23 protein-coding genes are annotated in these 25,882 nt (G+C 66.7%); 7 read left to right on the forward strand and 16 right to left on the reverse strand.

Annotated elements, in window-relative coordinates:
* Nucleotides 1–8 precede the first annotated feature (8 nt).
* The 8 genes from ACRSCF_RS14725 to ACRSCF_RS14760 all read right to left on the reverse strand — a co-directional run bounded on the left by ACRSCF_RS14725 (nt 9) and on the right by ACRSCF_RS14760 (nt 8,105).
* Nucleotides 9–992, reverse strand: coding sequence for a Bug family tripartite tricarboxylate transporter substrate binding protein (locus tag ACRSCF_RS14725; RefSeq protein ID WP_034367026.1), 984 nt, complete (start codon nt 990–992; stop codon nt 9–11).
* Between the two features lie 110 nt (nt 993–1,102).
* Nucleotides 1,103–2,005: a LysR family transcriptional regulator gene (locus tag ACRSCF_RS14730; protein WP_244451653.1), complete on the reverse strand. Its 903-nt coding sequence runs from the start codon at nt 2,003–2,005 to the stop codon at nt 1,103–1,105.
* Between the two features lie 87 nt (nt 2,006–2,092).
* Nucleotides 2,093–2,731: a bifunctional 4-hydroxy-2-oxoglutarate aldolase/2-dehydro-3-deoxy-phosphogluconate aldolase gene (locus tag ACRSCF_RS14735; protein ID WP_133073874.1), complete on the reverse strand. Its 639-nt coding sequence runs from the start codon at nt 2,729–2,731 to the stop codon at nt 2,093–2,095.
* A complete protein-coding gene (gene edd, locus ACRSCF_RS14740; RefSeq protein WP_244451654.1) occupies nt 2,716–4,542 on the reverse strand; it encodes a phosphogluconate dehydratase in 1,827 nt (608 codons plus the stop codon). Before edd ends, ACRSCF_RS14735 begins: the two co-directional genes overlap by 16 nt.
* Before the next feature lie 109 nt (nt 4,543–4,651).
* Nucleotides 4,652–5,671 (reverse strand): TRAP transporter substrate-binding protein, encoded by a 1,020-nt coding sequence (locus tag ACRSCF_RS14745; protein WP_034367023.1) that lies wholly within the window; start codon nt 5,669–5,671, stop codon nt 4,652–4,654.
* A gap of 28 nt (nt 5,672–5,699) precedes the next feature.
* Nucleotides 5,700–6,980: a TRAP transporter large permease gene (locus ACRSCF_RS14750; protein ID WP_016446058.1), complete on the reverse strand. Its 1,281-nt coding sequence runs from the start codon at nt 6,978–6,980 to the stop codon at nt 5,700–5,702.
* 12 nt (nt 6,981–6,992) lie between these two features.
* Nucleotides 6,993–7,499: a TRAP transporter small permease gene (locus ACRSCF_RS14755; protein ID WP_016446057.1), complete on the reverse strand. Its 507-nt coding sequence runs from the start codon at nt 7,497–7,499 to the stop codon at nt 6,993–6,995.
* A gap of 18 nt (nt 7,500–7,517) precedes the next feature.
* Nucleotides 7,518–8,105, reverse strand: coding sequence for a gluconokinase (locus tag ACRSCF_RS14760; RefSeq protein WP_370690597.1), 588 nt, complete (start codon nt 8,103–8,105; stop codon nt 7,518–7,520).
* Between the two features lie 156 nt (nt 8,106–8,261).
* On the opposite strand from ACRSCF_RS14760, the gene ACRSCF_RS14765 reads away from it, so the two are divergent.
* A complete protein-coding gene (locus ACRSCF_RS14765) occupies nt 8,262–9,356 on the forward strand; it encodes a LacI family DNA-binding transcriptional regulator (RefSeq protein WP_052151712.1) in 1,095 nt (364 codons plus the stop codon).
* Nucleotides 9,357–9,439: 83 nt separating this feature from the next.
* Here ACRSCF_RS14765 and ACRSCF_RS14770 read toward each other — a convergent pair whose 3' ends face one another.
* The 4 genes from ACRSCF_RS14770 to scpA form a co-directional block, all read right to left on the reverse strand.
* Nucleotides 9,440–11,488: an acetyl-CoA carboxylase biotin carboxylase subunit gene (locus ACRSCF_RS14770; protein ID WP_016446054.1), complete on the reverse strand. Its 2,049-nt coding sequence runs from the start codon at nt 11,486–11,488 to the stop codon at nt 9,440–9,442.
* Nucleotides 11,489–11,699: 211 nt separating this feature from the next.
* Nucleotides 11,700–13,232 (reverse strand): acyl-CoA carboxylase subunit beta, encoded by a 1,533-nt coding sequence (locus tag ACRSCF_RS14775; protein ID WP_034366954.1) that lies wholly within the window; start codon nt 13,230–13,232, stop codon nt 11,700–11,702.
* Between the two features lie 57 nt (nt 13,233–13,289).
* Nucleotides 13,290–14,300 carry a methylmalonyl Co-A mutase-associated GTPase MeaB gene (meaB, locus tag ACRSCF_RS14780; RefSeq protein WP_016446052.1) on the reverse strand — a complete coding sequence of 337 codons (1,011 nt, stop codon included), beginning with the start codon at nt 14,298–14,300 and terminating at the stop codon, nt 13,290–13,292.
* A 25-nt stretch (nt 14,301–14,325) separates the two neighbouring features.
* The gene (gene scpA, locus ACRSCF_RS14785; RefSeq protein ID WP_016446051.1) at nt 14,326–16,503 is read right to left on the reverse strand and encodes a methylmalonyl-CoA mutase; all 2,178 of its coding nucleotides are present in this window, start codon (nt 16,501–16,503) and stop codon (nt 14,326–14,328) included.
* Nucleotides 16,504–16,617: 114 nt separating this feature from the next.
* Here scpA and ACRSCF_RS14790 point away from each other — a divergent pair, with 114 nt between their 5' ends.
* The gene (locus ACRSCF_RS14790; RefSeq protein ID WP_016446050.1) at nt 16,618–17,253 is read left to right on the forward strand and encodes a GntR family transcriptional regulator; all 636 of its coding nucleotides are present in this window, start codon (nt 16,618–16,620) and stop codon (nt 17,251–17,253) included.
* A 219-nt stretch (nt 17,254–17,472) separates the two neighbouring features.
* Nucleotides 17,473–19,416, forward strand: coding sequence for an AMP-dependent synthetase/ligase (locus ACRSCF_RS14795; protein ID WP_244451656.1), 1,944 nt, complete (start codon nt 17,473–17,475; stop codon nt 19,414–19,416).
* A 138-nt stretch (nt 19,417–19,554) separates the two neighbouring features.
* On the opposite strand, the gene ACRSCF_RS14800 is transcribed toward ACRSCF_RS14795, so the two are convergent.
* The 4 genes from ACRSCF_RS14800 to ACRSCF_RS14815 all read right to left on the reverse strand — a co-directional run bounded on the left by ACRSCF_RS14800 (nt 19,555) and on the right by ACRSCF_RS14815 (nt 22,885).
* Nucleotides 19,555–21,156, reverse strand: a complete 1,602-nt coding sequence (locus ACRSCF_RS14800; protein WP_034366951.1) for a methyl-accepting chemotaxis protein — start codon at nt 21,154–21,156, stop codon at nt 19,555–19,557.
* A 284-nt stretch (nt 21,157–21,440) separates the two neighbouring features.
* Nucleotides 21,441–21,785 carry a FlxA-like family protein gene (locus ACRSCF_RS14805; protein WP_016446047.1) on the reverse strand — a complete coding sequence of 115 codons (345 nt, stop codon included), beginning with the start codon at nt 21,783–21,785 and terminating at the stop codon, nt 21,441–21,443.
* Nucleotides 21,786–21,847: 62 nt separating this feature from the next.
* Entirely contained in the window at nt 21,848–22,144 is a 297-nt protein-coding gene (locus ACRSCF_RS14810; RefSeq protein WP_034366948.1) for an AzlD family protein, read from the reverse strand.
* Nucleotides 22,145–22,147: 3 nt separating this feature from the next.
* Nucleotides 22,148–22,885: an AzlC family ABC transporter permease gene (locus ACRSCF_RS14815; RefSeq protein ID WP_016446045.1), complete on the reverse strand. Its 738-nt coding sequence runs from the start codon at nt 22,883–22,885 to the stop codon at nt 22,148–22,150.
* On the opposite strand from ACRSCF_RS14815, the gene ACRSCF_RS14820 reads away from it, so the two are divergent.
* The 4 genes from ACRSCF_RS14820 to ACRSCF_RS14835 all read left to right on the forward strand — a co-directional run bounded on the left by ACRSCF_RS14820 (nt 22,876) and on the right by ACRSCF_RS14835 (nt 25,757).
* Nucleotides 22,876–23,184 (forward strand): hypothetical protein, encoded by a 309-nt coding sequence (locus ACRSCF_RS14820; RefSeq protein ID WP_143044593.1) that lies wholly within the window; start codon nt 22,876–22,878, stop codon nt 23,182–23,184. The genes ACRSCF_RS14815 and ACRSCF_RS14820 overlap by 10 nt on opposite strands.
* A gap of 10 nt (nt 23,185–23,194) precedes the next feature.
* A complete protein-coding gene (locus ACRSCF_RS14825) occupies nt 23,195–23,509 on the forward strand; it encodes a DUF4148 domain-containing protein (protein ID WP_034366946.1) in 315 nt (104 codons plus the stop codon).
* Between the two features lie 166 nt (nt 23,510–23,675).
* Nucleotides 23,676–24,212, forward strand: coding sequence for a MarR family winged helix-turn-helix transcriptional regulator (locus tag ACRSCF_RS14830; protein ID WP_013802445.1), 537 nt, complete (start codon nt 23,676–23,678; stop codon nt 24,210–24,212).
* Between the two features lie 69 nt (nt 24,213–24,281).
* Entirely contained in the window at nt 24,282–25,757 is a 1,476-nt protein-coding gene (locus tag ACRSCF_RS14835) for an efflux transporter outer membrane subunit (RefSeq protein ID WP_034367017.1), read from the forward strand.
* Nucleotides 25,758–25,882 lie beyond the last annotated feature (125 nt).

Genomic DNA, 25,882 nt, shown 5'->3' on the forward strand with positions numbered 1-25,882 from the left:
CCGGGTCCTCAGCTTTCTTCGGTCACTTTTGCGGCGCGAACGACGTCGCCCCACTTCCTGTATTCGGCAGCCATGAAGGCCGCGAACTTGTCCACGGAGCCGCCGCCGTCCTCCACGCCGTATCCGTCGAAGCGGCTGACCACGTCGGGCATGGCCAGCACGCGGTTGATGTCGGCATTGATGCGCTGGGCCAGTTCCCTGGACATGTCGCGCGGGCCGACGACGCCGTACCAGCTCGATGCGTCAAAGCCCTTGAAGCCCTGCTCGTCCATGGTGGGCATGGCCGGGAATCCCTTGGCACGGTTTACGCGGGTCTGGGCGATGCCCAGCATTTTTCCGGCGCGCACCTGGGCGGTGGCGGCCGTCATGGTGTCGAAGCTGAAGTCGATCTGGCCGCCGATGAGGTCGGTCTGCATGGGGCCGGAGCCCTTGTAGGGCACGTGGATGCTCTTGACGCCAGCCGCCATGTTGAACATTTCGGCCGCCAGGTGCTGTACCGAGCCCGTGCCCGACGAGCCGAAGCTGATCTTGCCGGGGCTTTTGCGGCACAGCTCCACCACCTCCTGCACCGAGCCATGGCTGTTCCTGCTGCTGGTCACCAGGATGTGGGGCGTGGCGCCGATGAGGGCGATGGGCGCGTAGTCCTTGAGCGGGTCATAGGTGATGGATTTGAAGATCTGCGGCGAGATGGCATGGGTGTTCACATGGGCCATCAGCAGGTTGATGCCTTCGGTGAAGCGCGTCCTGGCGAAGTACTCGGCCGCCAGCGAGCCGGTGGCGCCGGGCTTGTTCTCCACGACCACGGGCCGGCCCCAGACCTCGGACAGTTTCTGGCCCACGATGCGCGCGAACACATCGGTGCCGCCACCGGGCGCCCAGCCCACCAGGATCTTGACGGGGCCCTTGGGCAGGTCGGAGCCCGGGGGCGAGGCCCCTGCCCAGGGAGCGGCCAGCGCGGCGGCGCCGGCCGCGATGAAGTCGCGGCGTCTCATGTCGGTCTCCTGCACATCGTTGTTGTGCAGCCACTGTCGCCGCGCGCCGGATTCGCCGCAAGCCTGTGGAACGCATGCCTGGTTTCGCCATATGCGAAACCGTGACGCTCTCAGTTCGCCTCGGAGGCGGGATGCAGCAGCGCCGCCACCACGTTGTGCAATGCCTGTTGCTGGGCCTGCCCTTCGATGAAGGACAGCACATAGCTGCGCTCGTGCCAGTCGCCTTCCAGCGCGGCCCAGCCCAGCTCCGGCCCGGGGTGGAAGCTGCGCAGCACGCCTGGCGGCATCAGGCCCACGCCCAGGCCTTCGCGCACCAGGGCCAGCATGGTGTCGAAGCCGCTGACCGTGAAATCATTGCGGAACACCCTGCCCCGGCTGTGATGGGCACGGCGCAGGGCATTCAGGATGGCCGAGCCCCGGCCCAGGCTGACGATGCGGCACTCCAGCAGCCGGTCCAGCTCCACGGGCTGGTCGCCGAAGCTGAAATGCCTGCGGCTGTAGACCAGCACCAGGCTGTCGCGCCGGTAGTCGGCGCGCGGCAGGTCCACGAATCCGCTGGTTTTCTCGAAGATGCCGATGTCGATGACCTTGTCGCGCAGCAGTTGCTGGACGATGCGGCTGTTTTCTTCCATCACCTGCAGCGTGATGTGGGGATAGCGGCGCTGGGTGGCCGCGATGTCGGCGGCCAGGAACTGCAGGATGACCGACTTGGGCGCGCCGATGATGATGCGGCCGTCACGGCCGCGGCCCAGGGCCTCGGCATCGCCCTCCAGGCGATCGACCAGGTTGCCAATCTGACGGATATGGGCCAGCAGCTTGAGGCCGGGCTCGGTGGCCTGCACGCCATGGGGCTGTCGCTTGAACAGGCGCGTGCCGAGCTGGGCCTCCAGATCACTGAGCCGCCGCGAGGCCGCCGCCACCGCCAGCTGCAGCCGGTCGGCAGCGCGCGAGATGCTGCCCTCCTCGGCAATGGCCAGCACGAGCTGCACGGTGGTGGAGTCGATCTTCATCATGGCGGCGGCCTTCTCGTCTGGCTTCTCGTCTGGCTGGAGGGCGACGATTGTGCCGCAGCGCCCCGCTGCGTCCCACCGGCCCTTTCGTCAGGCTTTGCGCAGAGCCTTGGCCTGGCGGGCCAGCGCCGTGATGCGGCTCCAGTCGCCCTGCTCCAGCGCATCCGTGGGCACCAGCCAGGAGCCGCCCACGCAGACCACATTCTTCAGGGCCAGGAACTCCTGGGCATTGGCTGGCGACACGCCGCCCGTGGGACAAAAGCGCACATCGCCGAACGGACCCTGCCAGGCCTTGAGCATGGCCGTGCCGCCCGCCTGCACGGCTGGGAAGAATTTCAGCTCGTTGAAGCCGTCGGCCTGGGCGGCCATGATCTCGCCGCTGGTGGCCACGCCGGGCAGCAGCGGCAACTGCAGGTCCTGGCAGGCCTGGCCCAGTGCGCTGGTGTAGCCGGGGCTCACGGCAAAGCGCGCGCCGGCATGGGCACAGGCGCGCGCATCGGCTGCGCTGCGCACGGTGCCGGCGCCGACGATGGCCTCGGGCACGGCGCGCGCAATGGCCTCGATGCTGGTCAGGCCCTGGGGCGTGCGCAGCGTGACCTCCAGCACGCGGATGCCGCCCGCGACCAGGGCCTGGGCCATGGGAACGGCATGCGCGAGGTCGTTGAGAACGATGACCGGGATGACCGGCGCGTCCTGCATGAGCTCCAAGGCCGTCAGTCGTTGATCCATGTGCAAGCTCCCTCTTCTGCGCTGAGCGCGTGGCGCCGGAATCCGGCAAACAGTTCGCGGCCGAAACCCCGGCCATTGGCTTGGCGCAGCGCCCGGGGCATGGTGGCCACCAGGCGTTGCTGCCATTCGGATTCATCGACCAGCACGGCCAGGGTGCCGGCCACGGCGTCCAGGCGCACCAGGTCGCCATCGCGCAGGCGCGCCAGCGGCCCGCCCACGCAGGCCTCGGGCGAGACGTGGATGGCCGCAGGCACCTTGCCCGAGGCGCCGCTCATGCGGCCGTCCGTGACCAGGGCCACCTTGTAGCCCTTGCCCTGCAGCACGGCCAGGGGCGGAGTGAGCTTGTGCAGCTCGGGCATGCCATTGGCGCACGGCCCCTGCCAGCGCACAACGCAGATGACATCGCGGTCCAGTTCGCCGGCCTTGAAGGCCTGCTGCAGCGCTTCCTGAGAGTCGAAGACGCGTGCGGGCGCCTCGACCACATGGCGGTCCTCGGGCACGGCGCTGACCTTGATCACGCTGCGCCCCAGGTTGCCGGACAGCAGCTTGAGCCCGCCCGTGGCGCTGAAGGGCGCATCGGCCGGGCGCAGCACGGACAGGTCGCCGGAGACTTCGGCCGCGTGCCAGGCCAACTGGCCGTTGTCCACGGCCGGAATGCGCGCGAACTCCTGCAGGCCATCGGGCCGCACTGTGAGCACATCGCCATGCATGAGGCCGGCCTTGAGCAACTGGCCGATCACATAGCCCGGACCGCCTGCGGCCTGGAACTGGTTCACGTCGGCGCTGCCATTGGGATAGACGCGGGCCAGCAGCGGCACCACGCCCGAGAGCTCGGAAAAATCGTTCCAGTCGATGGTGATGCCCGCAGCGCGCGCCACCGCCACCCAGTGGATCAGGTGGTTGGTGGAGCCGCCCGTGGCCAGCAGGGCCACCATGGCGTTGACGATGCAGCACTCGTCCACCACGCGGCCGATGGGGGCGAAGCGCTTGTTCCTGGTGATGGCCAGCACGCTGCGCATGGCCTCGCGCGTGAGCAGTTCGCGCTCGCCGTCGGCCGGGTTGATGAAGGCCGTGCCCGGCACGTGCAGGCCCATGGCCTCCAGCAGCATCTGGTTGCTGTTGGCCGTGCCGTAGAAGGTGCAGGTGCCTTCGCCATGGTAGGCAGCCGATTCGGCGGCCAGCAGCTCCTTGCGGCCGACCAGGCCCTGCGCGGCCTGTTCGCGCACCTTGGCCTTGTCGCCGTTGGACAGGCCCGAGGTCATGGGTCCGGCCGGCACGAAGACCGTGGGCAGGTGCCCGAAATGCAGGGCGCCGATCAAGAGGCCCGGCACGATCTTGTCGCAGATGCCCAGCATCAGCGCAGCGTCGAATACGTCGTGCGAGAGCGCGATGGCCGTGCCCATGGCAATGGCATCCCGGCTGAACAGGCTCAGCTCCATGCCGGGCGCGCCCTGGGTCACGCCGTCGCACATGGCGGGTACGCCGCCGGCGACCTGCGCCGTGGCGCCCAGCCTGCGCGCCTCGTCCTTGAGGATGTCGGGATAGCGGGCCAGCGGTGCGTGGGCCGACAGCACGTCGTTGTATGCGGTGACGATGGCGACGTTGGGCGCCTTCTCCTCCACGATGCGTATCCTGTCGCCGCCTGGAATGCCCGCAAAGGCATGCGCCACGTTGGCACAGCCCATGGACTGCGCGCCGGGCGGGCGCGCGGCCATGGCGTCCACCTGTTCCAGGTAGGCGGCACGTGATTCGGCACTGCGCTCGCGGATGCGGCGCGTGACCTGGTCGACGATGGGGTGGATGGTGCTCATGGGGTGTCCTGAGGATGCGCTGATGCGCGTTTTCTCTGTGTCGCGTTGTCTTTGTGGTGGATGTCGGCCGGGGCATCCCTCCCAGGTGCGTCCGGCCCTGAATCGAAGCTTACTTCACTGCGCGCGCCTGCTTGACGGCGGCCTGTACCTCATCCCAGGTACCCTGGCCCACGGTCTTGGCAATGCCGGCATTGACCGCGGCGAGCTTGTCGCGCATGCGTCCCACCTCGGCGGCGGGCAGCTCGTTGACCTGCATGCCCTTGGTCTTGATATCGGCCAGGGCCTTGGCCGCTTCCTCGCGCGTGTCCTTGCGCTCGAACTCGCGGCTCTTGACGGCGGCGTCCTGCAGCACCTTCTTCTCGGCCGGTGTCAGCGTGTCCCACCACTTCTTGCTGACGGTGACGATCCAGGGGCTGTAGACGTGGTTGGAGATGGTCAGGTACTTCTGCACCTCGTAGAACTTGCTGGACAGCACGGTGTTGAACGGGTTTTCCTGGCCATCGACGGCGCGGGTTTCCAGCGCGGTGAACAGTTCGGAGAACGGCAGCGGCACGGCGTTGGCGCCCAGGGCCTTGAAGCTGTCGAGGAAGACGTTGTTCTGCATCACGCGCAGCTTCACGTCGGCCAGATCTTCCAGCTTGGCGATGGGGCGCTTGTTGTTGGTGAGGTTGCGGAAACCGTTCTCCCAGTAGACCAGGCCCACCATGCCCTTGGGCTCCAGCGTGGCCTTGACCTTCTCGCCCACGGGGCCGTCGAGCACGGCGTCGGCCTCCTTGGTGCTGCTGAACAGGAACGGCGTGTCCCAGACCGCCATCTCGGGCGACAGGCCGACCAGGGTGGCGGTGGAGCCGACCATCATCTCCTGGGCACCGCCGATCAGCGCCTGCTGCATCTGCGTGTCCGATCCCAGCGAGGCATTGCCGATGGCGCGCACCTTCATCTTGCCGCCCGTGGCCTTTTCGACCTCCTTGGCAAAGAAGCGCGCCGCGCGGCCCTGGTTGGAGTCATCGACCAGGCCGTAGCCGAAGCGCACGATGCGCGGCTTGAAGTCCTGGGCCATGGCCTGGCCCGTGGCGGCCAGCGTGGTGATGGCGGCCATCAGGCCGGCGAGTGCAAAGGGAATACGCATGTTCATCTCCTTGGGTTGTAGTGGGGGGTCAGTGCATCCAGCGCAGAGGGGCCAGGATGATTTGCGGAAAAATCACGAAAAGCACGGCAAGCAGCACATAGACCATCAGGAACGGGTTCGTGCCCTTGATCACGGTCTCCATGCGCAGCCGGCCCACGCCGGCAATCACGTTCTGCACCGTTCCCACGGGCGGCGTGATCAGGCCGATGCAGCCCACGTAGATGAACATGAAGCCGAAGTAGATGGGGTCGATGCCCGCCTTGACGGCCAGCGGCGCGCACACGGGGCCGAAGATCAGGATGGTCGGCGTCAGGTCCATGGCCGTGCCCACCACCAGCAGGAACAGCATCATCGTGGCCATGAACAGCATGGGGTTGCCCAGCAGGCCGGAGAAGCTGTCGGCCAGCATGTTGGGCAGGTCGGCCAGGGTGATCATGTAGGCCGTCACCGTGGCGGCGCCACACAGCAGCATGACCACGGCCGTGGTCTTGGCGGCGGCCAGGAACACGGCGTACAGACGGCTCCATGTCATCTCGCGGTAGATCACCATGGACACGAACAGCGCGTAGACGGCTGCGACCACGGCCGCCTCGGTGGGCGTGAACACGCCGCCCTTGAGGCCGCCCAGGATGATGACCGGCATCATCATGGCCCAGAAGCTCTTGGCCAGTGCCTTCAGACGCGGGCCCCAGGCCATGCGTTCGCCGCGCGACAGGTCGAACTTGCGGGCGATGGACCACCAGGCAAAGATCAGGAAGACGCCCATGATCAGGCCCGGCACCACGCCCGACAGGAACAGCTTGCTGATCGAGGTGTTGGTCGTCACGCCGTAGATCACGAAGGGCATGGACGGCGGAATGATGGGCGCAATGATGCCGCCCGAGGCCAGCAGGCCCGCGCTGTAGCTGTCGGGGTACTTTTGCTCGCGCATCATGGGCAGCAAGATGGTGGCCAGGGCAGCGGTGTCGGCAATGGCCGAGCCGCTCATCGAGGCCAGCAGCACGGCGGCGCCAATGGCCACGTAGCCCAGGCCGCCACGGATATGGCCCACATAGGCGCGCGCCAGGTCGATGATGCGGCGCGACAGGCCACCCGCGTTCATCAGCTCACCCGCCAGGATGAAGAAGGGCACGGCCAGCAGCGGGAAGTTGTCGAAGCCGGCCTGCAGGTTCTGCGCAAGCAGCTGCGAGTCGAAGAAGTCCAGATGCCACATCAGCGCCACGCCGGTCAACACCAGCGCCTGGGCAATGGGCATGCCGATCACCATGCCGCCGATCAGCACGGCCAGAAAGATCAGGGTCACAACCATGGTGCCTGCTCCTTACTCGACCGAAGTCTCGCCATGGTTTTCTGCCGGCGCGCCGCGGCGCAGGTCGCGCAGCGACACCAACAGCAGGCCCACGGCCAGCACCAGGGTGGCCGCAGCGCCCAGGGCCAGCGGGTAGCCCAGCACCGTGCTGTAGCTGTTCAGCCCGGCCTGCACCTGGGCCCATGAGCCCCACAGCAGCAGGCCCATGCAGACCAGGACCAGCGCCTGCGACACCCAGAACAACACCTTGCGCGCGCCAGGGCCCACGCGGGATGTCACAAGGTCGAAGCCCAGGTGGCTGCCCTCGAAAGCGGCCACGATGGCCCCAATGGCCACCAGCCAGACGAAGAGCAGGCGCGAGATTTCCTCATAGGAAACGATGCTGGTATGAAACACATAGCGCAGCACCACGTTGACGAACACGGCAATGACCATGCCGGCCAGGGCCAGCACCATCAGCACCTCGGCAAAGTGCTGCAGGCGCGGCTTGGGCCGGACTGCGGGGGAATCGGATTGCATGGTTTTTGTCTCCTGGCGTTATGGGTTCTGGGAGAGAGGGGCGGCCTGCGGCGCCGGATGGACCAGCCAGTCCTGTGCGCGGTGCACGATGTCGGCCAGCGGCAGCGTGGCGTCCACGGACAGCACGGCGCGCTCGCCTGCCGGGCTTTCCAGCGTGGCGAACTGGTTGGCCACCAGCTCGGGCGAGAAGAAGTGGCCGGCGCGCTCCTGCACGCGCTGCAGCGCCGTGCCGTAGTCCAGGTCCAGAAAAACGAAGCCCACGGCGCCGGCCGGGCCGGCGGCACGCAGGCGGTCACGGTACTTGCGCTTGAGGGCCGAGCAGGTCAGCACCACGCCCTGCCCCGGCATGGCCTGGGCCAGCAGCCGTGCCAGCCGGTCCAGCCAGCCGCTGCGGTCGTCGTCGGTCAGGGGGATGCCCGCCTGCATCTTGCGGATGCTTTCCTCGGCATGGTGGGCATCGCCCTCGTGCAGGGTCCAGCCCAGGGCATCGGCCAGGGCCTGCCCCACGCTCGACTTGCCGCAGCCGGAAACGCCCATGACGACCAGCGCCCGTGGGCGGCTGCCTGCGGCGGTGGCGTCGGTTGTTGTTGGGATAGCGCTATCCATGTTCTTGCAAAAATTGGCAGACCAGGGTCTGCCTTGGATTTCGGTGTGCTTCAGAGGCTTTCGTCCGGGTTTACACGCAGGACTGCGGGCCTTCGAATGATTGGGATAGCGCTATCATAATCCCCAACCCTCTCGCCACCGACCTAGGACATTCCCTTGGCCCGCCAGATTCCGCCTGCATCTCCAGAATCGTCCTGCGCCGATCCTTGCGACCCGGCCCTGCCCGCCACGGGCCGCGCCCGCTCCTCGCGGGCCAGCGGGCGCATCACGCTCAGCGATGTGGCACAGGCGGCCGGCGTCAGCCCCATGACGGTCTCACGCGCCCTGCGCGGCGAGCGGCGCGTGGACCCGGCCCTGGTCGAGAAAATCCGCGCCGCCGCCGCGCGCATGGGCTACGTGCCCGACCCTGCCGCGCGCGCTTTGGCCTCCCAGAAAAGTGCCCAGGTGCTGGTGCTGGTGCCCATGCTGTCCAACACCTTGTTCGTGGACCTGATCGAGTCTGTGCACAAGGTGCTGTTCGCCGCCGGCTACCACGCGCTGATCGGCGTGACCCACTATGACCGGGCCGAAGAGGAGCAACTGCTGCGCACTTACCTGCCCATGCGCCCTGCCGGCCTGCTGCTCACCGGCTTTGACCGCAGTCCCGCTGCGCGCGAACTCGTGCAGGCCAGCAAGGTGCCCTGCGTGCACCTGATGGAGCTGGGCGGCGAGCCGGGCACGCCCAGCGTGGGGTTTTCGCAGGCCGAAGCCGGAGCCGCCATCACCCGGCATCTGATGGAGCGCGGGCACAAGCGCATTGCCTTTTGCGCAGGCCAGCTCGATGCCCGCGTGATGCAGCGCGCCTCTGGCTACCGCCAGGCCCTGCAGGACGCGGGCCTGCACGACCCGGCCCTGGAACTGCTGTGGCCCCGCCCCACTTCGATGGCGCTGGGCGCCGAGCTGCTGGACGCCGCCCTGCGGCTGGCTCCATCCGTCGATGCCCTCTTCTTCTGCAACGATGACATCGCCCAGGGCGCCCTGCTCGAAGCCCTGCGCCGCGGCATCCGCGTGCCGCAGCAGATCGCCATCGCCGGCTTCAACGACCTGCCCGGCAGCGACCAGATGGTGCCGCCACTGACCACCATCCGCACGCCGCGCGGCCATATCGGAACCGAAGGCGCGCGCATGCTGCTGCAATTGATGCGCGGCGAGGCCTTGCCATTGCACAGCCTGGATCTGGGATATGAGCTGGTGGTGCGGCAAAGCAGTTGAAGCGACAGTGGAGATGAAAAGGCCGGGTCTGCTGCCCGGCCTTTTCTCTGGTCGACGCCTGCGGCGCAGGAATCACGCGGACATCACTCGAATTCCAGGATCACATCGTCCACGGCCAGCGAGTCGCCCTTGCCGGCGCTGATCTTGCTGACCACACCGTCCTGCGACGCGAACAGGATGTTTTCCATCTTCATGGCCTCGATCACGGCCAGCTTTTCGCCGGCCTGCACCTTCTGGCCCGGCTGCACGGCCACGTCCACCAGCAGACCCGGCATGGGCGACAGCAGGAACCTGGACAGGTCCGGCGGTGCCTTGTAGGGCATGAGCCGGTGCAGTTCGCCGCCGCGCGGCGACAGCACCAGGGCGTCGATCTGCGTGCCGTTGTGGATGACGCGCAGGGCCAGTGGGTTCCTGGCCGTGCCGCGCTCGACCTGCGCCGTGAAGGGCTTGCCGTTGCAGCTGCCCTGCACGCACATGGCGCGCATCGGCGTCTCGCTGCGGAAGGTGTAGGGCTTGCCGTCCACGGTGACGGTGCTGGCGCGGCTTTCCGCGTCGAAGTCGGAAACCTGCACCTCGCGGTACTGGTGCTTGCCATCGGCCCCCAGCACGACCACGCAGTAGTCGGCCGAGACCTTGAGCTCATGGCCGCGCATCTGGCCGCTGATAGTGGCGGCGCGCGCGCGGTAGCGGCGGTTCATGTGGCCTGCCAGGGCGACCAGGAAGTCGGGGTCGCCGTGCGGCACATCCTCGGCGTGGAAGCCGTGGGCGTAGTGCTCGGCAATGAATCCGGTGTTGAACTCGCCGCTCTTGAACTTGGGATGGGCCAGCAGCGCGGCCTGGAACGGGATGTTGGAGCTGATGCCCCGGATCACGAAGGCGTTGAGCGCCTCGCGCATCTTGGCGATGGCGTCGTTGCGGTCGCTGCCGTGCACGATGAGCTTGGCGATCATCGAGTCGTAGAACATCGGGATTTCGCCGCCTTCATACACGCCCGTATCCACGCGCACGCCGTGCAGGTGGCCGGTGTCGGCCTGCCACATGGTCTGCTCGGGCGGCGAAAAGCGCACCAGGCGGCCGGTGGACGGCAGGAAGTTGCGGAACGGGTCCTCGGCGTTGATGCGGCACTCGATGGCCCAGCCATCGCGCTTGACGTCTTCCTGAGCGATGGCCAGCTTCTCGCCAGCGGCCACGCGGATCATCTGCTCGACCAGATCCAGGCCGGTGATGCACTCGGTCACCGGATGCTCCACCTGCAGGCGGGTGTTCATTTCCAGGAAGTAGAAATCCTGGTCCTTGCCCACCACGAACTCCACCGTGCCCGCGCTCTGGTAGCCCACGGCCTTGGCCAGGGCCACGGCCTGCTCTCCCATGGCGCGGCGCGTGGCGTCGCTGATGAAGGGGGACGGCGCCTCTTCGATCACCTTCTGGTGCCGGCGCTGGATGGAGCATTCGCGCTCGTTCAGGTAGATCACGTTGCCGTGGCCGTCGCCCAGCACCTGGATCTCGATGTGGCGCGGCTCCTGCACGAACTTCTCGATGAAGATGCGGTCGTCGCCGAAGCTGTTGCGTGCCTCGTTCTGGCAGCTGGCAAAGCCCTCGAAGGCTTCCTTGTCGTTGTAGGCCACGCGCAGGCCCTTGCCGCCGCCGCCGGCGCTGGCCTTGATCATCACGGGGTAGCCGATGCCCTTGGCGATTTCCACGGCGGCCTCGGGGCCGGCGATGGGATCGTTGTAGCCGGGGATGGTGCTCACGCCCGCCTTGTCGGCCAGCTTCTTGGAGGCGATCTTGTCGCCCATGGCCGCGATGGCCGCGTGCTTGGGGCCGATGAAGGCGATGCCCTCTTCCTCCACGCGCCGGGCGAAGGCCTCGTTCTCGGACAGGAAGCCATAGCCCGGGTGCACGGCCTGCGCGCCGGTCTGCTTGCAGGCGGCAATGATGCGGTCGGCCTGCAGGTAGGACTCGCGGCTGGGAGCGGCACCGATGTGCACGGCCTCGTCGGCCAGCTTGACGTGGCGTGCCTCGCGGTCCGCATCGGAGTACACCGCCACGGTCTGTATGCCCATCTTGCGGGCGGTGGCGATGACGCGGCAGGCAATCTCGCCGCGGTTGGCAATCAGGATCTTCTTGAACATCTTCTTAGCCCATTCTTGGAACTAAATCATGGGAACCGGAGCTGTCGTCAGCTTCGCTGTCCCTGTTTTGCGCTTCGCCAGCACTGTCAGTAACCGGCGCGACCAACGCGAGGGACACCGAGGAAGGGCCGCCCCGCACCGAGGGTGTCGTCCCCCTCCCTCGCGAAGCGAGTTAGAGAGGGGGAAGCGGCGGAGCCGCTCAGGGGGTGCTTCACAAGGGGATGTTTCCATGCTTGCGCCACGGATTTTCCAGCTGCTTGTTCTTGAGCATCTGCAGCGAGCGGCAGATGCGCTTGCGCGTCTCATGCGGCTGGATCACATCGTCGATGAAGCCGCGAGCGCCTGCCACGAAGGGGTTGGCGAAGCGGGCCTTGTACTCGGCCTCACGCGCTGCCAGCTTGGCGGGGTCGTTCTTGTCCTCGCGGAAGATGATCTCCACGGCGCCCTTGGCGCCCATCACGGCGATCTCGGCATGGGGCCAGGCCAGGTTGACGTCGCCGCGCAGGTGCTTGGAGGCCATCACGTCATAGGCGCCGCCGTAGGCCTTGCGCGTGATGACGGTGATCTTGGGCACCGTGGCCTCGGCATAGGCGTACAGCAGCTTGGCGCCGTGCTTGATGATGCCGCCGTACTCCTGGCTGGTGCCGGGCATGAAGCCGGGCACGTCCACGAAGGTGACCACGGGGATGTTGAAGGCATCGCAGAAACGCACGAAGCGCGCGGCCTTGATGGAGCTCTTGATGTCCAGGCAGCCGGCCAGCACCAGGGGCTGGTTGGCGACGATGCCCACGGTCTGCCCGTCCATGCGCGCAAAGCCGGTGATGATGTTCTTGGCGTAGTCGGGCTGCAGCTCGAAGAAGTCGCCGTCGTCCACGGTCTTCAGGATCAGCTCCTTCATGTCGTAGGGCTTGTTGGCGTTGTCGGGCACCAGGGTGTCCAGCGACTTGTCGGCGCGGTCCACGGGGTCCGAGGTGTAGCGCACGGGCGCCTTCTCGCGGTTGTTCAGCGGCAGGTAGTTGTAGAGGCGGCGCAGCATCATCAGCGCCTCCACATCGTTGTCGAAGGCCATGTCGGCCACGCCGCTGCGCGTGGTGTGGGTGATGGCGCCGCCCAGCTCCTCGGCCGTGACTTCCTCGTGCGTCACGGTCTTCACTACTTCGGGGCCGGTGACGAACATGTAGCTGCTGTCCTTGACCATGAAGATGAAGTCCGTCATGGCCGGCGAATACACGGCGCCGCCCGCGCAGGGGCCCATGATCATGGAGATCTGCGGCACCACGCCGCTGGCCAGCACGTTCTTCTGGAACACGTCGGCATAGCCGCCCAGGGAGGCCACGCCTTCCTGGATGCGGGCGCCGCCCGAGTCGTTGAGGCCGATCACGGGGGCGCCGACCTTCATGGCCTGGTCCATGACCTTGCAGATCTTCTCGGCATGGGTCTCGGACAGCGCACCGCCGAAGACGGTGAAGTCCTGGCTGAAGACGAAGACCAGGCGGCCGTTGATCATGCCGTAGCCGGTGACCACGCCGTCGCCGGGGATCTTGCTGTCTTCCATGCCGAAGTCGGTGCAGCGGTGCTCGACGAACATGTCCCATTCCTCGAAGGTGCCGTCGTCCAGCAGCAGCTCGATGCGCTCGCGCGCCGTGAGCTTGCCCTTCTTGTGCTGTGCATCTATGCGCTTTTGGCCGCCACCCAGGCGGGCCTGTTCGCGCTTTGTCTCCAGTTGATCCAGGATGTCTTGCATGCTGCGATTCCTCTAACGTCTAACGGTAAGGTTTGTCTGGTCTTGTCTTGTCGGCCGTCACTGCGGCGCCGCCACGGGGCCGGCCTGCGCCTGCAGCAGATTTCTGGCGGCCGTGCTGGCCGCGATGCGCCCTGCTGCCACGTCGGCCTGCAGTTGGGGCAGCAGCGCCCGCACCTGCGGATGCTGCCGGAAGGCCTGCTTCAGGCCGGAGTCGATACGCTCCCACATCCAGGACAGCGCCTGGCGTTCGCGGCGCAGCGCCAGGCGCCCGTTGGCCTGCTGCAGGCGGCGGAATTCCTCCACCGCACCCCAGAAACCTTCAACGCCCTCCTTCTTGAGCGCGCTGATGGTGATGACCTGGGGCTGCCAAAGGCGCTCGTCGTGGTGGGCATGCTCGGGGTTGCCGTGCATGCCCAGCAGGCGCAGGCTGGAGGTGATCTGGGCCTGGGCGCGCGTGGCGGCATGCGGGTCGATGTCGGCCTTGTTGATGACCACCAGGTCGGCCAGCTCCATCACGCCCTTCTTGATGGCCTGCAGGTCGTCGCCCGCATTGGGCAGTTGCAGCAGGCAGAACATGTCGCACATGCCCTGCACGGCGATCTCGCTCTGGCCCACGCCCACGGTCTCGACGATGACCACATCGTAGCCAGCCGCCTCGCAGACCAGCATGGCCTCGCGGGTTTTCTCGGCCACGCCGCCCAGTGTGCCGCTGCTGGGGCTGGGGCGGATGTAGGCATCCGGATGAACGGACAACTGCTCCATGCGCGTCTTGTCGCCCAGGATGGAGCCGCCCGACACGGTGGACGATGGGTCGATGGCCAGCACCGCCACGCGAAGGCCGCGCCCAATCAGGAACAGGCCCAGCGTCTCGATGAAGGTGCTCTTGCCCACGCCCGGCACGCCGCTGATGCCCAGGCGGAAAGACCCGCCCGTATGCGGCAGCAGGGCCGTGAGCAGCCCATCGGCCGCAGCGCGGTGATCCGTGCGCGTGGATTCCAAAAGGGTGATGGCCTTGGCCATCGCCCGGCGCTGAACGGCAGGGTTGCCGTTCAGGATGCCGTCTTGCATTTGCTCGGGAGTCACTGCGACGGGCTCAGAGGCTGTTGGCCTGGCGGATCTGCTCGAGCACGTCCTTGGCGCTGGCCGGGATGGGTGTGCCCGGGCCATAGACGCCCTTGACGCCGGCGTTGTAGAGGAAGTCGTAGTCCTGCGCGGGAATCACGCCGCCCACGAAGACGATGATGTCGTCCGCGCCCTGGCGGCGCAGCTCCTCGATGATGGCCGGCACCAGGGTCTTGTGGCCTGCCGCCAGCGTGGACACGCCCACGGCGTGCACGTCGTTCTCGATGGCCTGGCGCGCGCATTCCTCGGGCGTCTGGAACAGCGGGCCCATGTCCACGTCGAAGCCCAGGTCGGCAAAGGCCGTGGCCACCACCTTGGCGCCGCGGTCATGGCCGTCCTGGCCGAGCTTGGCAATCATCACGCGCGGGCGTCGGCCCAGTTGCTCGGACGATGCATCGATCTCGCCCTTGAGCTTTTCCCAGCCCTCGGCCGAGTCGTAGGCTGCTGCATACACGCCGGTCACCTTTTGCGTATCGGCGCGGTGGCGCCCGAAAACCTTCTCCAGTGCATCCGAGACCTCGCCCACCGTGGCGCGCAGGCGCACGGCCTGGATGGACAGGTCCAGCAGGTTGCCCTCGCCGCTTTCGGCGGCCTGGGTCAGGGCCTGAAGGGCGGCCTCGACCTTGGCGGCATCGCGGCTGGCCTTAATCTGGTTCAGGCGCGCGATCTGGCTGTCGCGCACCTTGACGTTGTCCACCTCGAGGATGTCGATGGCGTCTTCCTTGGCCAGCTTGTACTTGTTGACGCCGACGATGACGTCCTTGCCCGAGTCGATGCGCGCCTGCTTCTCGGCGGCGGCGGCCTCGATCTTGAGCTTGGCCCAGCCCGAATCCACGGCGGCGGTCATGCCGCCCATGGCCTCGACCTCCTCGATGATCTTCCAGGCGGCGTCGGCCATGTCCTGGGTCAGCTTTTCCATCATGTAGCTGCCGGCCCAGGGGTCGATCACATTGGTGATGTGGGTCTCTTCCTGGATGATCAGCTGCGTGTTGCGCGCAATGCGGGCCGAGAACTCGGTGGGCAGCGCGATGGCTTCGTCAAAGCTGTTGGTGTGCAGGCTCTGCGTGCCGCCGAAGACGGCGGCCATGGCCTCGATGGTGGTGCGCACCACGTTGTTGTAGGGGTCCTGCTCGGTCAGCGACCAGCCGGAGGTCTGGCAGTGCGTGCGCAGCATCAGGCTCTTGGCCTTCTTGGCGCCGAAGCCCTTCATGATGCGGCACCACAGCAGGCGGGCCGCGCGCATCTTGGCGATTTCCAGGTAGAAATTCATGCCGATGGCCCAGAAGAAGGACAGCCGGCCCGCGAAATCGTCCACATCCATGCCCTTGGCCGTGGCGGTCTTGACGTACTCCTTGCCGTCGGCCAGCGTGAAGGCCAGTTCCAGCGCCTGGTTGGCGCCCGCCTCCTGCATGTGATAGCCCGAGATCGAGATCGAGTTGAACTTGGGCATGTTCTTGCTCGTGTACTCGATGATGTCGCCGATGATGCGCATCGACGGCTGGGGCGGGTAGATATAGGTGTTGCGGACCATGAACTCCTTGAGGATGTCGTTCTGTATGGTCCCCGACAGCTGGTCCTGGGCCACGCCCTGCTCCTCGGCCGCCACCACGTAGCCGGCCAGCACGGGCAGCACGGCGCCGTTCATGGTCATGGACACGCTGATCTTGTCCAGTGGGATCTGGTCGAACAGCACCTTCATGTCCTCGACCGAATCGATGGCTACGCCGGCCTTGCCCACGTCGCCCGTGACACGCGGATGGTCGCTGTCGTAGCCCCGGTGCGTAGCCAGGTCGAAGGCCACCGACACGCCCTGCCCGCCGGCGGCCAGCGCCTTGCGGTAGAAGGCGTTGGACTCCTCGGCCGTGGAAAAGCCCGCGTACTGGCGAATGGTCCAGGGCCGGCCCGCGTACATGGTGGCCTGGGGGCCGCGAATGTAGGGCTCGAAGCCTGGCAGGCTATCCGTATGGGGCAGATCCGCCGTGTCGGCCGCCGTGTACAGCGGCTTGACGTCGATGCCGTCGGGCGTGGTCCAGTGCAGGGCCTGGATGTCGCCCCCTGGAGCGGCCTTGGCGGCCGCCTGGGCCCATTTCTGCAGGTCGGCAGTTGCGAATTCCTGGCCGTTCTGCGCTGTCGGATGGTCTTGTCTCATGTTCTCAGGCTCGTGAATGACAGGTGCCCTTGAGGGCATGCCCCAGAGCTGCCGCAGTTTACATCATTCATAATTATTCATTCAAAATATCTTTGCCGATACAATCCGGGCCACATGTCGACAAACACCCTCACTCCCCGCGCGCTCTACGAACAGGTGGCAGAGAAGCTGCGCCTGCGCATCTTCGCGCACGAACTGGCGCCTGGTGACTGGATCGACGAACTGAAGATTGCCGAGGAATACGGCATCAGCCGCACCCCGCTGCGCGAGGCCCTGAAGGTGCTGGCCGCCGAGGGCCTGGTGACCATGAAGGTGCGCCGTGGCGCCTATGTGACCGAGGTGTCGTCCAAGGACATTGCCGATGTCTATCACCTGCTGAGCCTGCTGGAATCCGATGCCGTGCAGGTCGTGGCCGAATCGGGCAGCGATGAGGAACTTGCCGCCCTGCAGCAGACCCATGAGGAACTCAAGGCGCAGATGCGCGATGCAGACCGCTTCTTCGAGCTCAACGAGAGCTTTCACATGCAGCTGCTGCAGATCGCCGACAACCGCTGGCGCAACCAGCTGGTGGCCGACCTGCGCAAGGTCATGAAGCTCAACCGCCACAAATCGCTGTTCAAGCAGGGCCGCATCGAGGACTCGCTGGCCGAGCATGAGACCGTCATGCAGGCCCTGTTGCGCCGCGATGGCGCGGCCGCCGCGCAGGCCATGCGTCAGCACTTCAGGAACGGTCTGGCTGCAGCGTCCTGAACTCGGGTTCATCTGAACCCTGGCTGGCTGGCTGGGCAACAGTGGCGACGTAGGCGGGCATGCGGCTCCTGGTTCGCTTCAGGCGCATCGCCCGAGAACGCTGCAGTGCAGCATAAACCTCGCTGCCAACTCTGCACATGTCCGAAGCTGACGCCGGGGCCTGCGGTAACCGGCAGCTATCATCAGCGGCACCATCCACTTCGGTCCGCACCTCTTCGCATGAGCATCCAAGATCCAGCCCGCGCCCTTTCCCTGGCCATGAGCCTGCCTGCCGATGCCAGCATGGCCACGGCCGCCACCCTGGTGGAAATGCTGGCCCTGCGCGTGCAGCAGACGCCCGCAGGCGAGGCCTATCGGGCCTATGACGAGGATGCGCGCAGCTGGAAGTCCCTGAACTGGGCGCAGACCGGCGAGCGCGTGGCCCGGTGGGCGCAGGCCCTGGCCGCGCAGGAGCTGGCACCGGGCTCGCGCATTGCCATTCTTTTGCCCAACGGGCTGGATGCCATGTCCATCGACCTGGCCAGCCTGCGCTGCGGCCATGTGCCGGTGCCCCTGCATTCCATAGACAACGCAGGCAGCATTGCCTACATCCTGGCCAATGCCCAGGTGTCCATGCTGTTCGTGGCACAGCAATCCACCTGGGACAAGATCTGCGCCACGGGCCAGGCCCTGCCCGCGCTGCGCAAGGTGGTCGTGGCATCGGCCAAGCCGGCTTCCCGGGCCGCAGAGCCTGAAACCGAAGGCGATGCCGCCGTCCTGGAGGCCCTGGGGCAGATCCCCGTGCAACCGCTGGCCCAATGGCTGGCTGAGGGCGGCGCAGTCCCCCTGCCCCCGCCTCCCTCTGCCGAGGACCTGGCCGCCGTCGTCTACACCTCGGGCACCACGGGCAAGCCCAAGGGCGTGATGCTCACGCACCGCAACGTGGTCTCCAACGTACAGGCCGTGATGCAGCGGCTGCTGCCGCGCAGCGATGATGTTTTCCTGTCCTTCCTGCCGCTGTCGCACACCTTCGAGCGCACGGCAGGCTACTACCTGGCGATGGCCGTGGGCGCCTGCGTGGCCTATGCGCGCTCCGTGGCTCAGCTGGCCGAGGATCTCAAGACCCAGCGTCCCACGGTGCTGGTCTCCGTGCCGCGCATCTACGAGCGCGTGCACGCCAAGGTCATGGAGGCGCTGGCGCGCGCACCGCTCAAGGCCCAGCTGTTCGAACTGGCCCAGGCCAGGGGCTGGCAACGCTTTTGTGAAACACAAGGCATTGCCGATGCGCAGGCGCCCCAGCCCGACGTGCCGGGCTGGATGCAATGGCTGCCCTGGCCCGTGCTCAGCCATCTGGTGGCCAAGCCGCTGCTGGCCCAGTTTGGCGGGCGTGTGCGCGTGGCCGTGAGCGGTGGCGCGCCGCTGTCGCCCACGATTGCGCGCTGTTTTCTCGGCCTGGGCCTGCCGCTGATCCAGGGCTACGGAATGACCGAGACCTCGCCCGTGGTCTGCGCCAACACGCTGGAGGACAACCACCCGGCCACCGTGGGCCGCGCCCTGCCGGGCGTGGAAGTGCGCATTGGCGAGAATCGGGAACTGCAGGTGCGCGGGCCCTGCGTGATGCGGGGCTACTGGCAACGCCCCGAAGACACCGCCAAGACCTTCACAGACGACGGCTGGCTGCGCACCGGCGACCAGGCCGTGATCGAGGATGGGCGCGTGCGCATCCAGGGCCGCATCAAGGAAATCATCGTCACCTCCACCGGCGAGAAGATTCCACCGGCCGACCTGGAGCTGGCCATCACCGGCGACCCGTTCTTCACCCAGGTGTTTGTCGTGGGCGAAGACCGCCCCTTCATCGCCGCCGTGGCCGTCATCGAGCGTGGTGAATGGCAGGCCATGGCCCAGCGCCTGGGCCTGGATCCCGAAGATCCCAAGAGCCTGAACCACGCCGCCGCCGAGCGTGAAGCGCTGGCCCGCATCGAGAAACAGGTGGCCAGTTTTGCCCGCTATGCGGTCCCCCGTGCCGTGCACCTGGAACTGGAGCCCTGGACCATTGAGAACGGGCTGATGACGCCCACCCTCAAGCTCAAGCGCAACAACCTCATGGCGCGGTTTGAATCGCAGATTGCCGCCATGTACACCAAGCCCGCCGAGCGCTGGCAAGGCCGCAACAGCGCGGGGTGACCCCCAGCCCTTGACAAGCCGCCGCCTGAAAACCGTGGCTTTCCTTATCTCTGATCTGAAAATTAAATTATGTAAGTTACATTGAATTGATAAGAAGGAAGGCAAGAGCGCCCTGTCCGCGCTCTTGCCTTGCCCGCTTCAGGCAACGGCCAATGCCCTGCCGGCGGGCGCCATGCCGATCTCCTTGAACTCGCTGATCCTGAACGTGGCCACCGCCTGGGCCAGCACGCGGGCCTGTCGCTCCAGGCTGGCAGCTGCGGCGGCAGACTCTTCCACCAGGGCAGCGTTTTGCTGCGTGACCTGGTCCATCTGGGAGACCGCCTCGCTGATCTGTCCCAGGCCGCCGCTTTGCTCCACGCTGGCGGCCGAGATGGCCTCGATCAACGACGCCACTTCGCGCACCTGGGATTCGATGGCGTCCATGGCCTTGCCGGCTTCCCGGACCTGGTTGCCGCCCATTCGCACCGTCTCGGTGGAGGCCGTGATCAGCGCCTTGATTTCACGCGCCGCTGCGGCGCTGCGCTGGGCCAGGGAGCGCACTTCCCCGGCCACCACGGCAAACCCCCTGCCCTGCTCGCCCGCCCGCGCGGCCTCCACCGCTGCGTTGAGCGCCAGGATGTTCGTCTGGAAGGCGATGGAATCGATGACGCCCGTGATCTCGGCAATCTTTCCGCTGCTGGCCGAGATTTCGTCCATGGTGCCCACGACCCTGGCGACAGCGCCGCCGCCCACGCCCGCCACCTCCTTGGCGCGCACGGCCAGGGCGCTGGCCTGCCGCGCATTCTCCGAACTCTGGCCCACATTGCCTGCCAGCTGCTCCATGGAGGCCGCCGTCTCCTGCAGGCTGGAGGCCTGGTGTTCGGTGCGGCTGCTCAGGTCCTGGTTGCCTGCCGCGATTTGGCTGGATGCCGTGGTCACCGACTCCACCCCGCGCCGCACATCGCCAACGATGCTGGCCAGCGATTCGCGCATGGCGCTCATGGAGCGCAGCAGGTCGCCGACTTCGTCGCGCCCCGTGGCCTGGATCTCGGAAGCCAGATCGCCGTGCTCGATGTGCCGGGCCACCTCCACGGCGGACTTCAGGGGAACGGTGATGGAGCGCGTGACCACATAGCCCAGCGCCACGGCGAGGATGACAGCGGCCGCGACAAAGCCGTAGATCAGCATCTGCGACTGCGCCAGGACCTGGCGGGAGTCCGCATACACATCCTCGGATGCCTTGAGCTGCAGCTCCACCAGTTCGCCGATCTTGGCGCTGATGGGGTCTACGCTGGCATACAGCGCGCCATCGAACTCGTCCAGGCTGCCGGCCCTTTTTCCATCCAGCGTCTTGAGCCGCTGCAGCAGCCTGTCGATGCTCTGGTTGGCAGGTGCGAACAGCGCCTGCGCCTGGTTGGCCAGCACGGCCTCCTGCGAGGTCAGCTGTGTGGACGAATAGCTGCGCCAGGCCGCGTCGATCGCGGGCAGCGTGCCGGAAATGCTCGCCGCTGCCTCCTGCGCCGTGATCAGGCCGGCATTCGCCTTGTTGACCGTATCTATGACGTTGACGGCGTAGGCGTCCGCAATCTGCTTGAGCTGCTTGAGCGGAACCACGCGGTCCTGGTACATGGTCTGCGTGCCCGAGAACACATGGCCCAGCGCCCTTGCGCCGACGGCGCCCACGGCCATCAGGCAGATCAGCAGAACAAGAAAAACACCGGTAAGCCGGGTACCGATACGCACATCGCCGAGTTTTTTCATCGCAGATCCCTCTGTCCCCGTGACGCCATCGGTATAGGCCATCGCTATCGCATCCCGGCAGTCACATTGCTTGCCTTATCGGTAGCAACCGCCGGTTTCTTGAGAGTCAAAAATCAATAAGTTCCATAGGAGTTGCGACGCTCGCGGCTACCGCCCCGCAGGCAAGCCCCCTTCCCCATCCGTGTTGCAGAGCCAACCCTCTCAAAGTTCGAACAGCATTTTCATGTAAGTTACATTGAATGTCTTGAAAAACGGCCCGTGAAAACACGGGCCATCTCACTGGATCAGACGTAGACGTCGACCACGCCGCCCAGCCCGGGCGCCTTCCCGCCCTTCGATGGGGATTGCGATGGCGCCTCGGCGGCCTGCTGCTGCTCGCGCTGCTTGTCGAGCTGGGCCTGCTGCCTGGCGCGCATCAGCGCCTCGATCTGGTTTTGCACCATCATGATCTGCGTCTGCAGCAGCTTGGACTTCTGTTGCTTGGCCTTGGCGTCGATGTTCTCGGAGGCCACTTCCTTGAGCGCCTGCTGCAGCTCCTTGAGCTTGCGCTGCAACGCAGCGATGTCATTGCCGCCGGAAGATGAAGCGGCTCCCGAGGCGGAAGCCGAGGTGGAGGATGAGACTTGCATGCCCCATACATCGACCACTGGCGGGCGAACTGAAGGCCCAAAACGCCCCGCCCCACCCGCCATCACCCCAGCCAGTGCCGCAGCGCACCCGCCGATGCAATGCCGATCAGCACCGTCGGCAGAATGGGCAGCCGGCTGGCCGCCACCAGCGTCACCCCCAGGGCCAGCAGATCGGCCGGACGCTCGGACACAAACGCCGGGGCAATCACCGAGATCAGCACGCAGCCCGGCAGGCTTTCCATCACGTACTGCATGCGCGGGCTCAGCGTGCGCCCGCGCAGCAGCAGGTAGCCGATCACCCGCGTGAAATACGTGCTGCACGCCATGAGCACCAGCGTCAGCAAGGTTGTGGCTTCCATCGCTCAGCTCCTGGGCGCCAGCAAGGCCGCGCAGATCAGGCCCGAAACGGCGCCGGCCGCCACATACCAGGCGCCAGGCACCAGCTTGTAGACCAGGGCCGCCGTCAGCAGGCTCACCAGCCAGGGCCGGCAAGGCCTGACGCCCTTCCACATGCCGCGCAGCAGCACCAGAAACACGGCGGTGAACGCCATGTCGAAGCCGTACTGCTCCAGGTCGCCAATGCGCGGCCCCAGAAAGGCACCGGCCGCCGTGCACGACACCCAGGCCATGTACAGGCCTGCCGACACGCCCATGTAGTAAGGCAGGCTCACGCGCCGCGCGGCACTGCGCTGGGCGTCTGCCAGGGCCAACGCCCAGCTTTCGTCGCACATGAAGAACAGGGCCGGCAGCGCACGGCGCCTGGGCAGATGGCGCAGATAGGGCGCCAGCGCCGCACCCATCAGGATGTGCCGGCAATTGACCAGGAAGGACATGGCGACGATCAGCAGCACATGCGGCGGCGAGGTCCACAGCCGTATGGCCGTGAACTCCGAGCCGCCGCCGAAGTTCATCCCGGTCATGAGAGGAACTTCCAGCGGTGCAAGCCCCTTTTGCACGGCCTGGGCGCCCAGCACCAGGGCAAAGGGCACGAAACCCAGCATCACGGGAATCGCATCCCTGAAGCCGCGAAAGGCCTCGGAACTGCGGGAGACGGAATCTGCCGAAACGGCAGCGGGGGAAAGTGGAATGGATGAAGACATGGAGAGCGGCGATTGTCGGCCTGTGCCGCTGGAATTTGCTGCCGATTCATGCTTCCACCAGCCATTTCACAGATGTTTATGCCGATTTATTCGAACAACTGGAAATAATCTGCCGCACACAGGCTGATCAAAGCATTTCCATGGCTGGCGGCGCTCCTCGGATGGCCGCGCCTGCCCTCCAGGCATTTCACGAAACCCAACGGCCATTGGCTCCCGCCATGCTGCAGTGCGTCGCAAACGGCTGTGCCGGCCAGGGCGGCAGCGGGACCATGAAGCCCTCATTACTTCGCTTCACCTGAAAGGTTCCCCATGCGCACTTCCCACTTCACCCGCTTCATCGCCCCGGCCGTCCTCAGCCTGGGCCTGGCCGGCACCGCCCTCGCCCAGGAAGCCACGCCCTCGTCCACTGCTGCCCCCACCGACCTCAGCCGCGCCCAGGTGCTGGCCGACCTGGAAATGTGGCACCGCGCCGGACTCACCTATGTCTCGGACCGCGAGATCGATGTCCGCTCCACCGAATACCAGCGCGGCCTGGAGCGTTACCAGCAGTTGCGCGCCAGCCCCGCCTACCGCGAGGCCGTGGCCAGACTGGAGAAAGGGCATGCGGTGGCTCAAGACAAGTGAGCGTTGTCGGTGTGGCCGGTGGTCGAACAGGGGTCAGGAAGCCACCGGCCTGATGGAAAACCCTTGCCTCGTCCCCGGCACCCGCGAGCCATGCGGCCATTCGGTGTTTCTGCAATAATTGCCGCAACAATCATTGCTCAGTCAATCATTTCACTTGCAAGACACCATGACCCAGCCACCCCTGCCCAACGGCCTGCAGCCCTCGGACTTCTACAGCCCCGGCAGCTACACGCCCTTCGAGAGCGTGGGGTTCCTCATGCGCAAGGTGCTCAGCTCCATCCTCCAGCAGGCCGATGCGCAGTTGGCCGAGCATGAGCTGACCTATGTGCAGTGGCTGCCGCTGTACAAGCTGCTGCTGTGCAGCGACGCCACGAATGCCGGCATGGCACGTGACCTGGGGCTGGATCCGGCCTCCATCACGCGGGCGCTGGACCGGCTCGAATCCAAGGGCATGCTGCGGCGCGAGCGCTCCACGGTGGACCGGCGCGTGGTCAAGCTGGTGCTGACCGATGAAGGCCGCGCCATGGCGGCCAAGGTGCCGCAGGTGCTGTCCAGCGTGATGAATGCCCATATGGCCGGCTTCAGCCATGACGAGTCGCGCCAGCTGCTGGACATGCTGCGCCGCCTGCTGGCCAATGGCGATGCGATGCGCGCGCCGGAAGCTGCGCCGCCAGCCCCTGCGCCTGCCACGCCCGCGGCCTGACAGCGCCAGCCCCTTTTTCCGCCCCGGTTTCCGATTTCCTGATTCTTGACCCCCAACAGGCAGACCACCATGCCCAAATCCTTTGTTTCCGTGTCCGCCGCGCCCCGCCGCGTGGCCGCCGCAGCGGCCACCCTGTGCGCCGCGCTGGCCCTGGCCGGTTGTGCTTCCCAGGGCCCGGCCCATGAGCCGCTGGCCCGGCTGGGCGCCTCCGACCTGGGTCTGACGGCCCAGTCCGAGACAGGCGCCAATACCAGCCTGCCCGCCGCCGATTGGTGGAAGTCCCTGGGCGATGCCCAGTTGGACGGCCTGATCGCCCAGGCGCTGCAGGGCAGCCCCAGCCTGGCCATGAGCCGCGCCCGCTTCGACAAGGCTGCCGCCCTGGCCACGGCCACCAGCACGGCCACCGATGTGCGCGGCACGCTCGGCGTCGACGCCACGCGCCAGCGCTACAGCGCCAACGGCCTGGTGCCCGCACCCATTGCCGGCCATACCTACAACACCGGCAACCTGCAGGCCGGCCTGAGCTGGACGCCGGATTTCTTTGGCCGCCATGCGGCCGACCTGCAGGCCGCCCTGGGCCAGGCCCGCGCCGCCCAGGCCGACAGCGCCGCCGCTGCCAACCAGCTGGCCGCCCAGGTGGCGCGCAGCTATGTGGCGCTGGCCCGGCTGATTGCCCAGAAGGAGGTGGCCGGCCGCACGCTGACCCAGCGCCAGTCTCTGCTGGAGCTGAGCCAGCAGCGCACGCGCGCCGGGCTGGACAGCCAGGTGGAGCTGACCCAGGCCCAGGCCGGCCTGCCCGATGCCGGCACGCAGATCGAGATGCTGGACGAGCAGATCACGCTGGCGCGCCGCACCATCGCCGTGCTCTGCGGCCAGGCGCCCGAGGCGCAGCTGCAGCTGGCGCCCCGTCTGGCCGCGCTGCAGATCCTGGCCATGCCCGGCCAGTTGGGCGCAGACCTGCTGGGCCGCCGCCCCGACGTGGTGGCCGCACGCTGGCGCGTGGAGTCGGCAACGCAGGGCATAGAGAGCGCGCGGGCGGATTTCTATCCCGATATCAACCTGACGGCCTTCATCGGCCTCAATGCCGTCGGGCTGGACAACCTGTTCAAGGGCAGCTCGCGCCAGATGGGCGTGACGCCCGCGCTGCGCCTGCCCCTGTTCGACGGCAAGCGCCTGCGCGCCCAATTGCGCGGCACGCAGGCCGATCTGGACACCGCCATTGCCCAGTACAACGGCGTGGTGCTCGATGCGGTCAAGGAAGCGGGTGACGCCATCACGTCCGTGCAATCGCTGGTGCGCCAACAGCAGCTGCAGGCCGAGTCGCTGGAGAAGGCCGAACGCGCCTACGACTTTGCCGTGCAGCGCTACAAGGCCGGCCTGGCCAGCCAGGTGACGGTGCTGAACACCGAAACCCAGGTGATCACCCAGCGCCGCCTGGACGTGGACCTGCGCGCCCGTGCGCTGGACACGCGCGTGTCGCTGATGAAGGCCCTGGGCGGCGGCTGGACCGATGGCACGGATGCCGTGCAGGTCAGCCAGCACTGAGATCGCAACCCGCACAGGAACCCACCGCACTCTTGACCCTCCACCGGGCAGACCGCCAGCCAGCGTGACAGACCGCCAGCCCCCTGCCCCGGCCGCACAACCACATTCACAGATAACAAAGCGCC

Source organism: Delftia sp. 11MD (genome assembly GCF_050907895.1).
GTDB classification, from domain to species: domain Bacteria; phylum Pseudomonadota; class Gammaproteobacteria; order Burkholderiales; family Burkholderiaceae_C; genus Comamonas; species Comamonas tsuruhatensis.

Bases quoted from the DNA above. Each gene is read 5' to 3' on its own strand.
- ACRSCF_RS14725 (WP_034367026.1), bottom strand. From the start codon at position 992: ATGAGACGCCGCGACTTCATCGCGGCCGGCGCCGCCGCGCTGGCCGCT.
- ACRSCF_RS14730 (WP_244451653.1), bottom strand. From the start codon at position 2,005: ATGATGAAGATCGACTCCACCACCGTGCAGCTCGTGCTGGCCATTGCC.
- ACRSCF_RS14735 (WP_133073874.1), bottom strand. From the start codon at position 2,731: ATGGATCAACGACTGACGGCCTTGGAGCTCATGCAGGACGCGCCGGTC.
- edd (WP_244451654.1), bottom strand. From the start codon at position 4,542: ATGAGCACCATCCACCCCATCGTCGACCAGGTCACGCGCCGCATCCGC.
- ACRSCF_RS14745 (WP_034367023.1), bottom strand. From the start codon at position 5,671: ATGCGTATTCCCTTTGCACTCGCCGGCCTGATGGCCGCCATCACCACG.
- ACRSCF_RS14750 (WP_016446058.1), bottom strand. From the start codon at position 6,980: ATGGTTGTGACCCTGATCTTTCTGGCCGTGCTGATCGGCGGCATGGTG.
- ACRSCF_RS14755 (WP_016446057.1), bottom strand. From the start codon at position 7,499: ATGCAATCCGATTCCCCCGCAGTCCGGCCCAAGCCGCGCCTGCAGCAC.
- ACRSCF_RS14760 (WP_370690597.1), bottom strand. From the start codon at position 8,105: ATGGATAGCGCTATCCCAACAACAACCGACGCCACCGCCGCAGGCAGC.
- ACRSCF_RS14770 (WP_016446054.1), bottom strand. From the start codon at position 11,488: ATGTTCAAGAAGATCCTGATTGCCAACCGCGGCGAGATTGCCTGCCGC.
- ACRSCF_RS14775 (WP_034366954.1), bottom strand. From the start codon at position 13,232: ATGCAAGACATCCTGGATCAACTGGAGACAAAGCGCGAACAGGCCCGC.
- meaB (WP_016446052.1), bottom strand. From the start codon at position 14,300: ATGCAAGACGGCATCCTGAACGGCAACCCTGCCGTTCAGCGCCGGGCG.
- scpA (WP_016446051.1), bottom strand. From the start codon at position 16,503: ATGAGACAAGACCATCCGACAGCGCAGAACGGCCAGGAATTCGCAACT.
- ACRSCF_RS14790 (WP_016446050.1), top strand. From the start codon at position 16,618: ATGTCGACAAACACCCTCACTCCCCGCGCGCTCTACGAACAGGTGGCA.
- ACRSCF_RS14795 (WP_244451656.1), top strand. From the start codon at position 17,473: ATGAGCATCCAAGATCCAGCCCGCGCCCTTTCCCTGGCCATGAGCCTG.
- ACRSCF_RS14800 (WP_034366951.1), bottom strand. From the start codon at position 21,156: ATGAAAAAACTCGGCGATGTGCGTATCGGTACCCGGCTTACCGGTGTT.
- ACRSCF_RS14805 (WP_016446047.1), bottom strand. From the start codon at position 21,785: ATGCAAGTCTCATCCTCCACCTCGGCTTCCGCCTCGGGAGCCGCTTCA.
- ACRSCF_RS14810 (WP_034366948.1), bottom strand. From the start codon at position 22,144: ATGGAAGCCACAACCTTGCTGACGCTGGTGCTCATGGCGTGCAGCACG.
- ACRSCF_RS14820 (WP_143044593.1), top strand. From the start codon at position 22,876: ATGAAGACATGGAGAGCGGCGATTGTCGGCCTGTGCCGCTGGAATTTG.
- ACRSCF_RS14815 (WP_016446045.1), bottom strand. From the start codon at position 22,885: ATGTCTTCATCCATTCCACTTTCCCCCGCTGCCGTTTCGGCAGATTCC.
- ACRSCF_RS14825 (WP_034366946.1), top strand. From the start codon at position 23,195: ATGCGCACTTCCCACTTCACCCGCTTCATCGCCCCGGCCGTCCTCAGC.
- ACRSCF_RS14830 (WP_013802445.1), top strand. From the start codon at position 23,676: ATGACCCAGCCACCCCTGCCCAACGGCCTGCAGCCCTCGGACTTCTAC.
- ACRSCF_RS14835 (WP_034367017.1), top strand. From the start codon at position 24,282: ATGCCCAAATCCTTTGTTTCCGTGTCCGCCGCGCCCCGCCGCGTGGCC.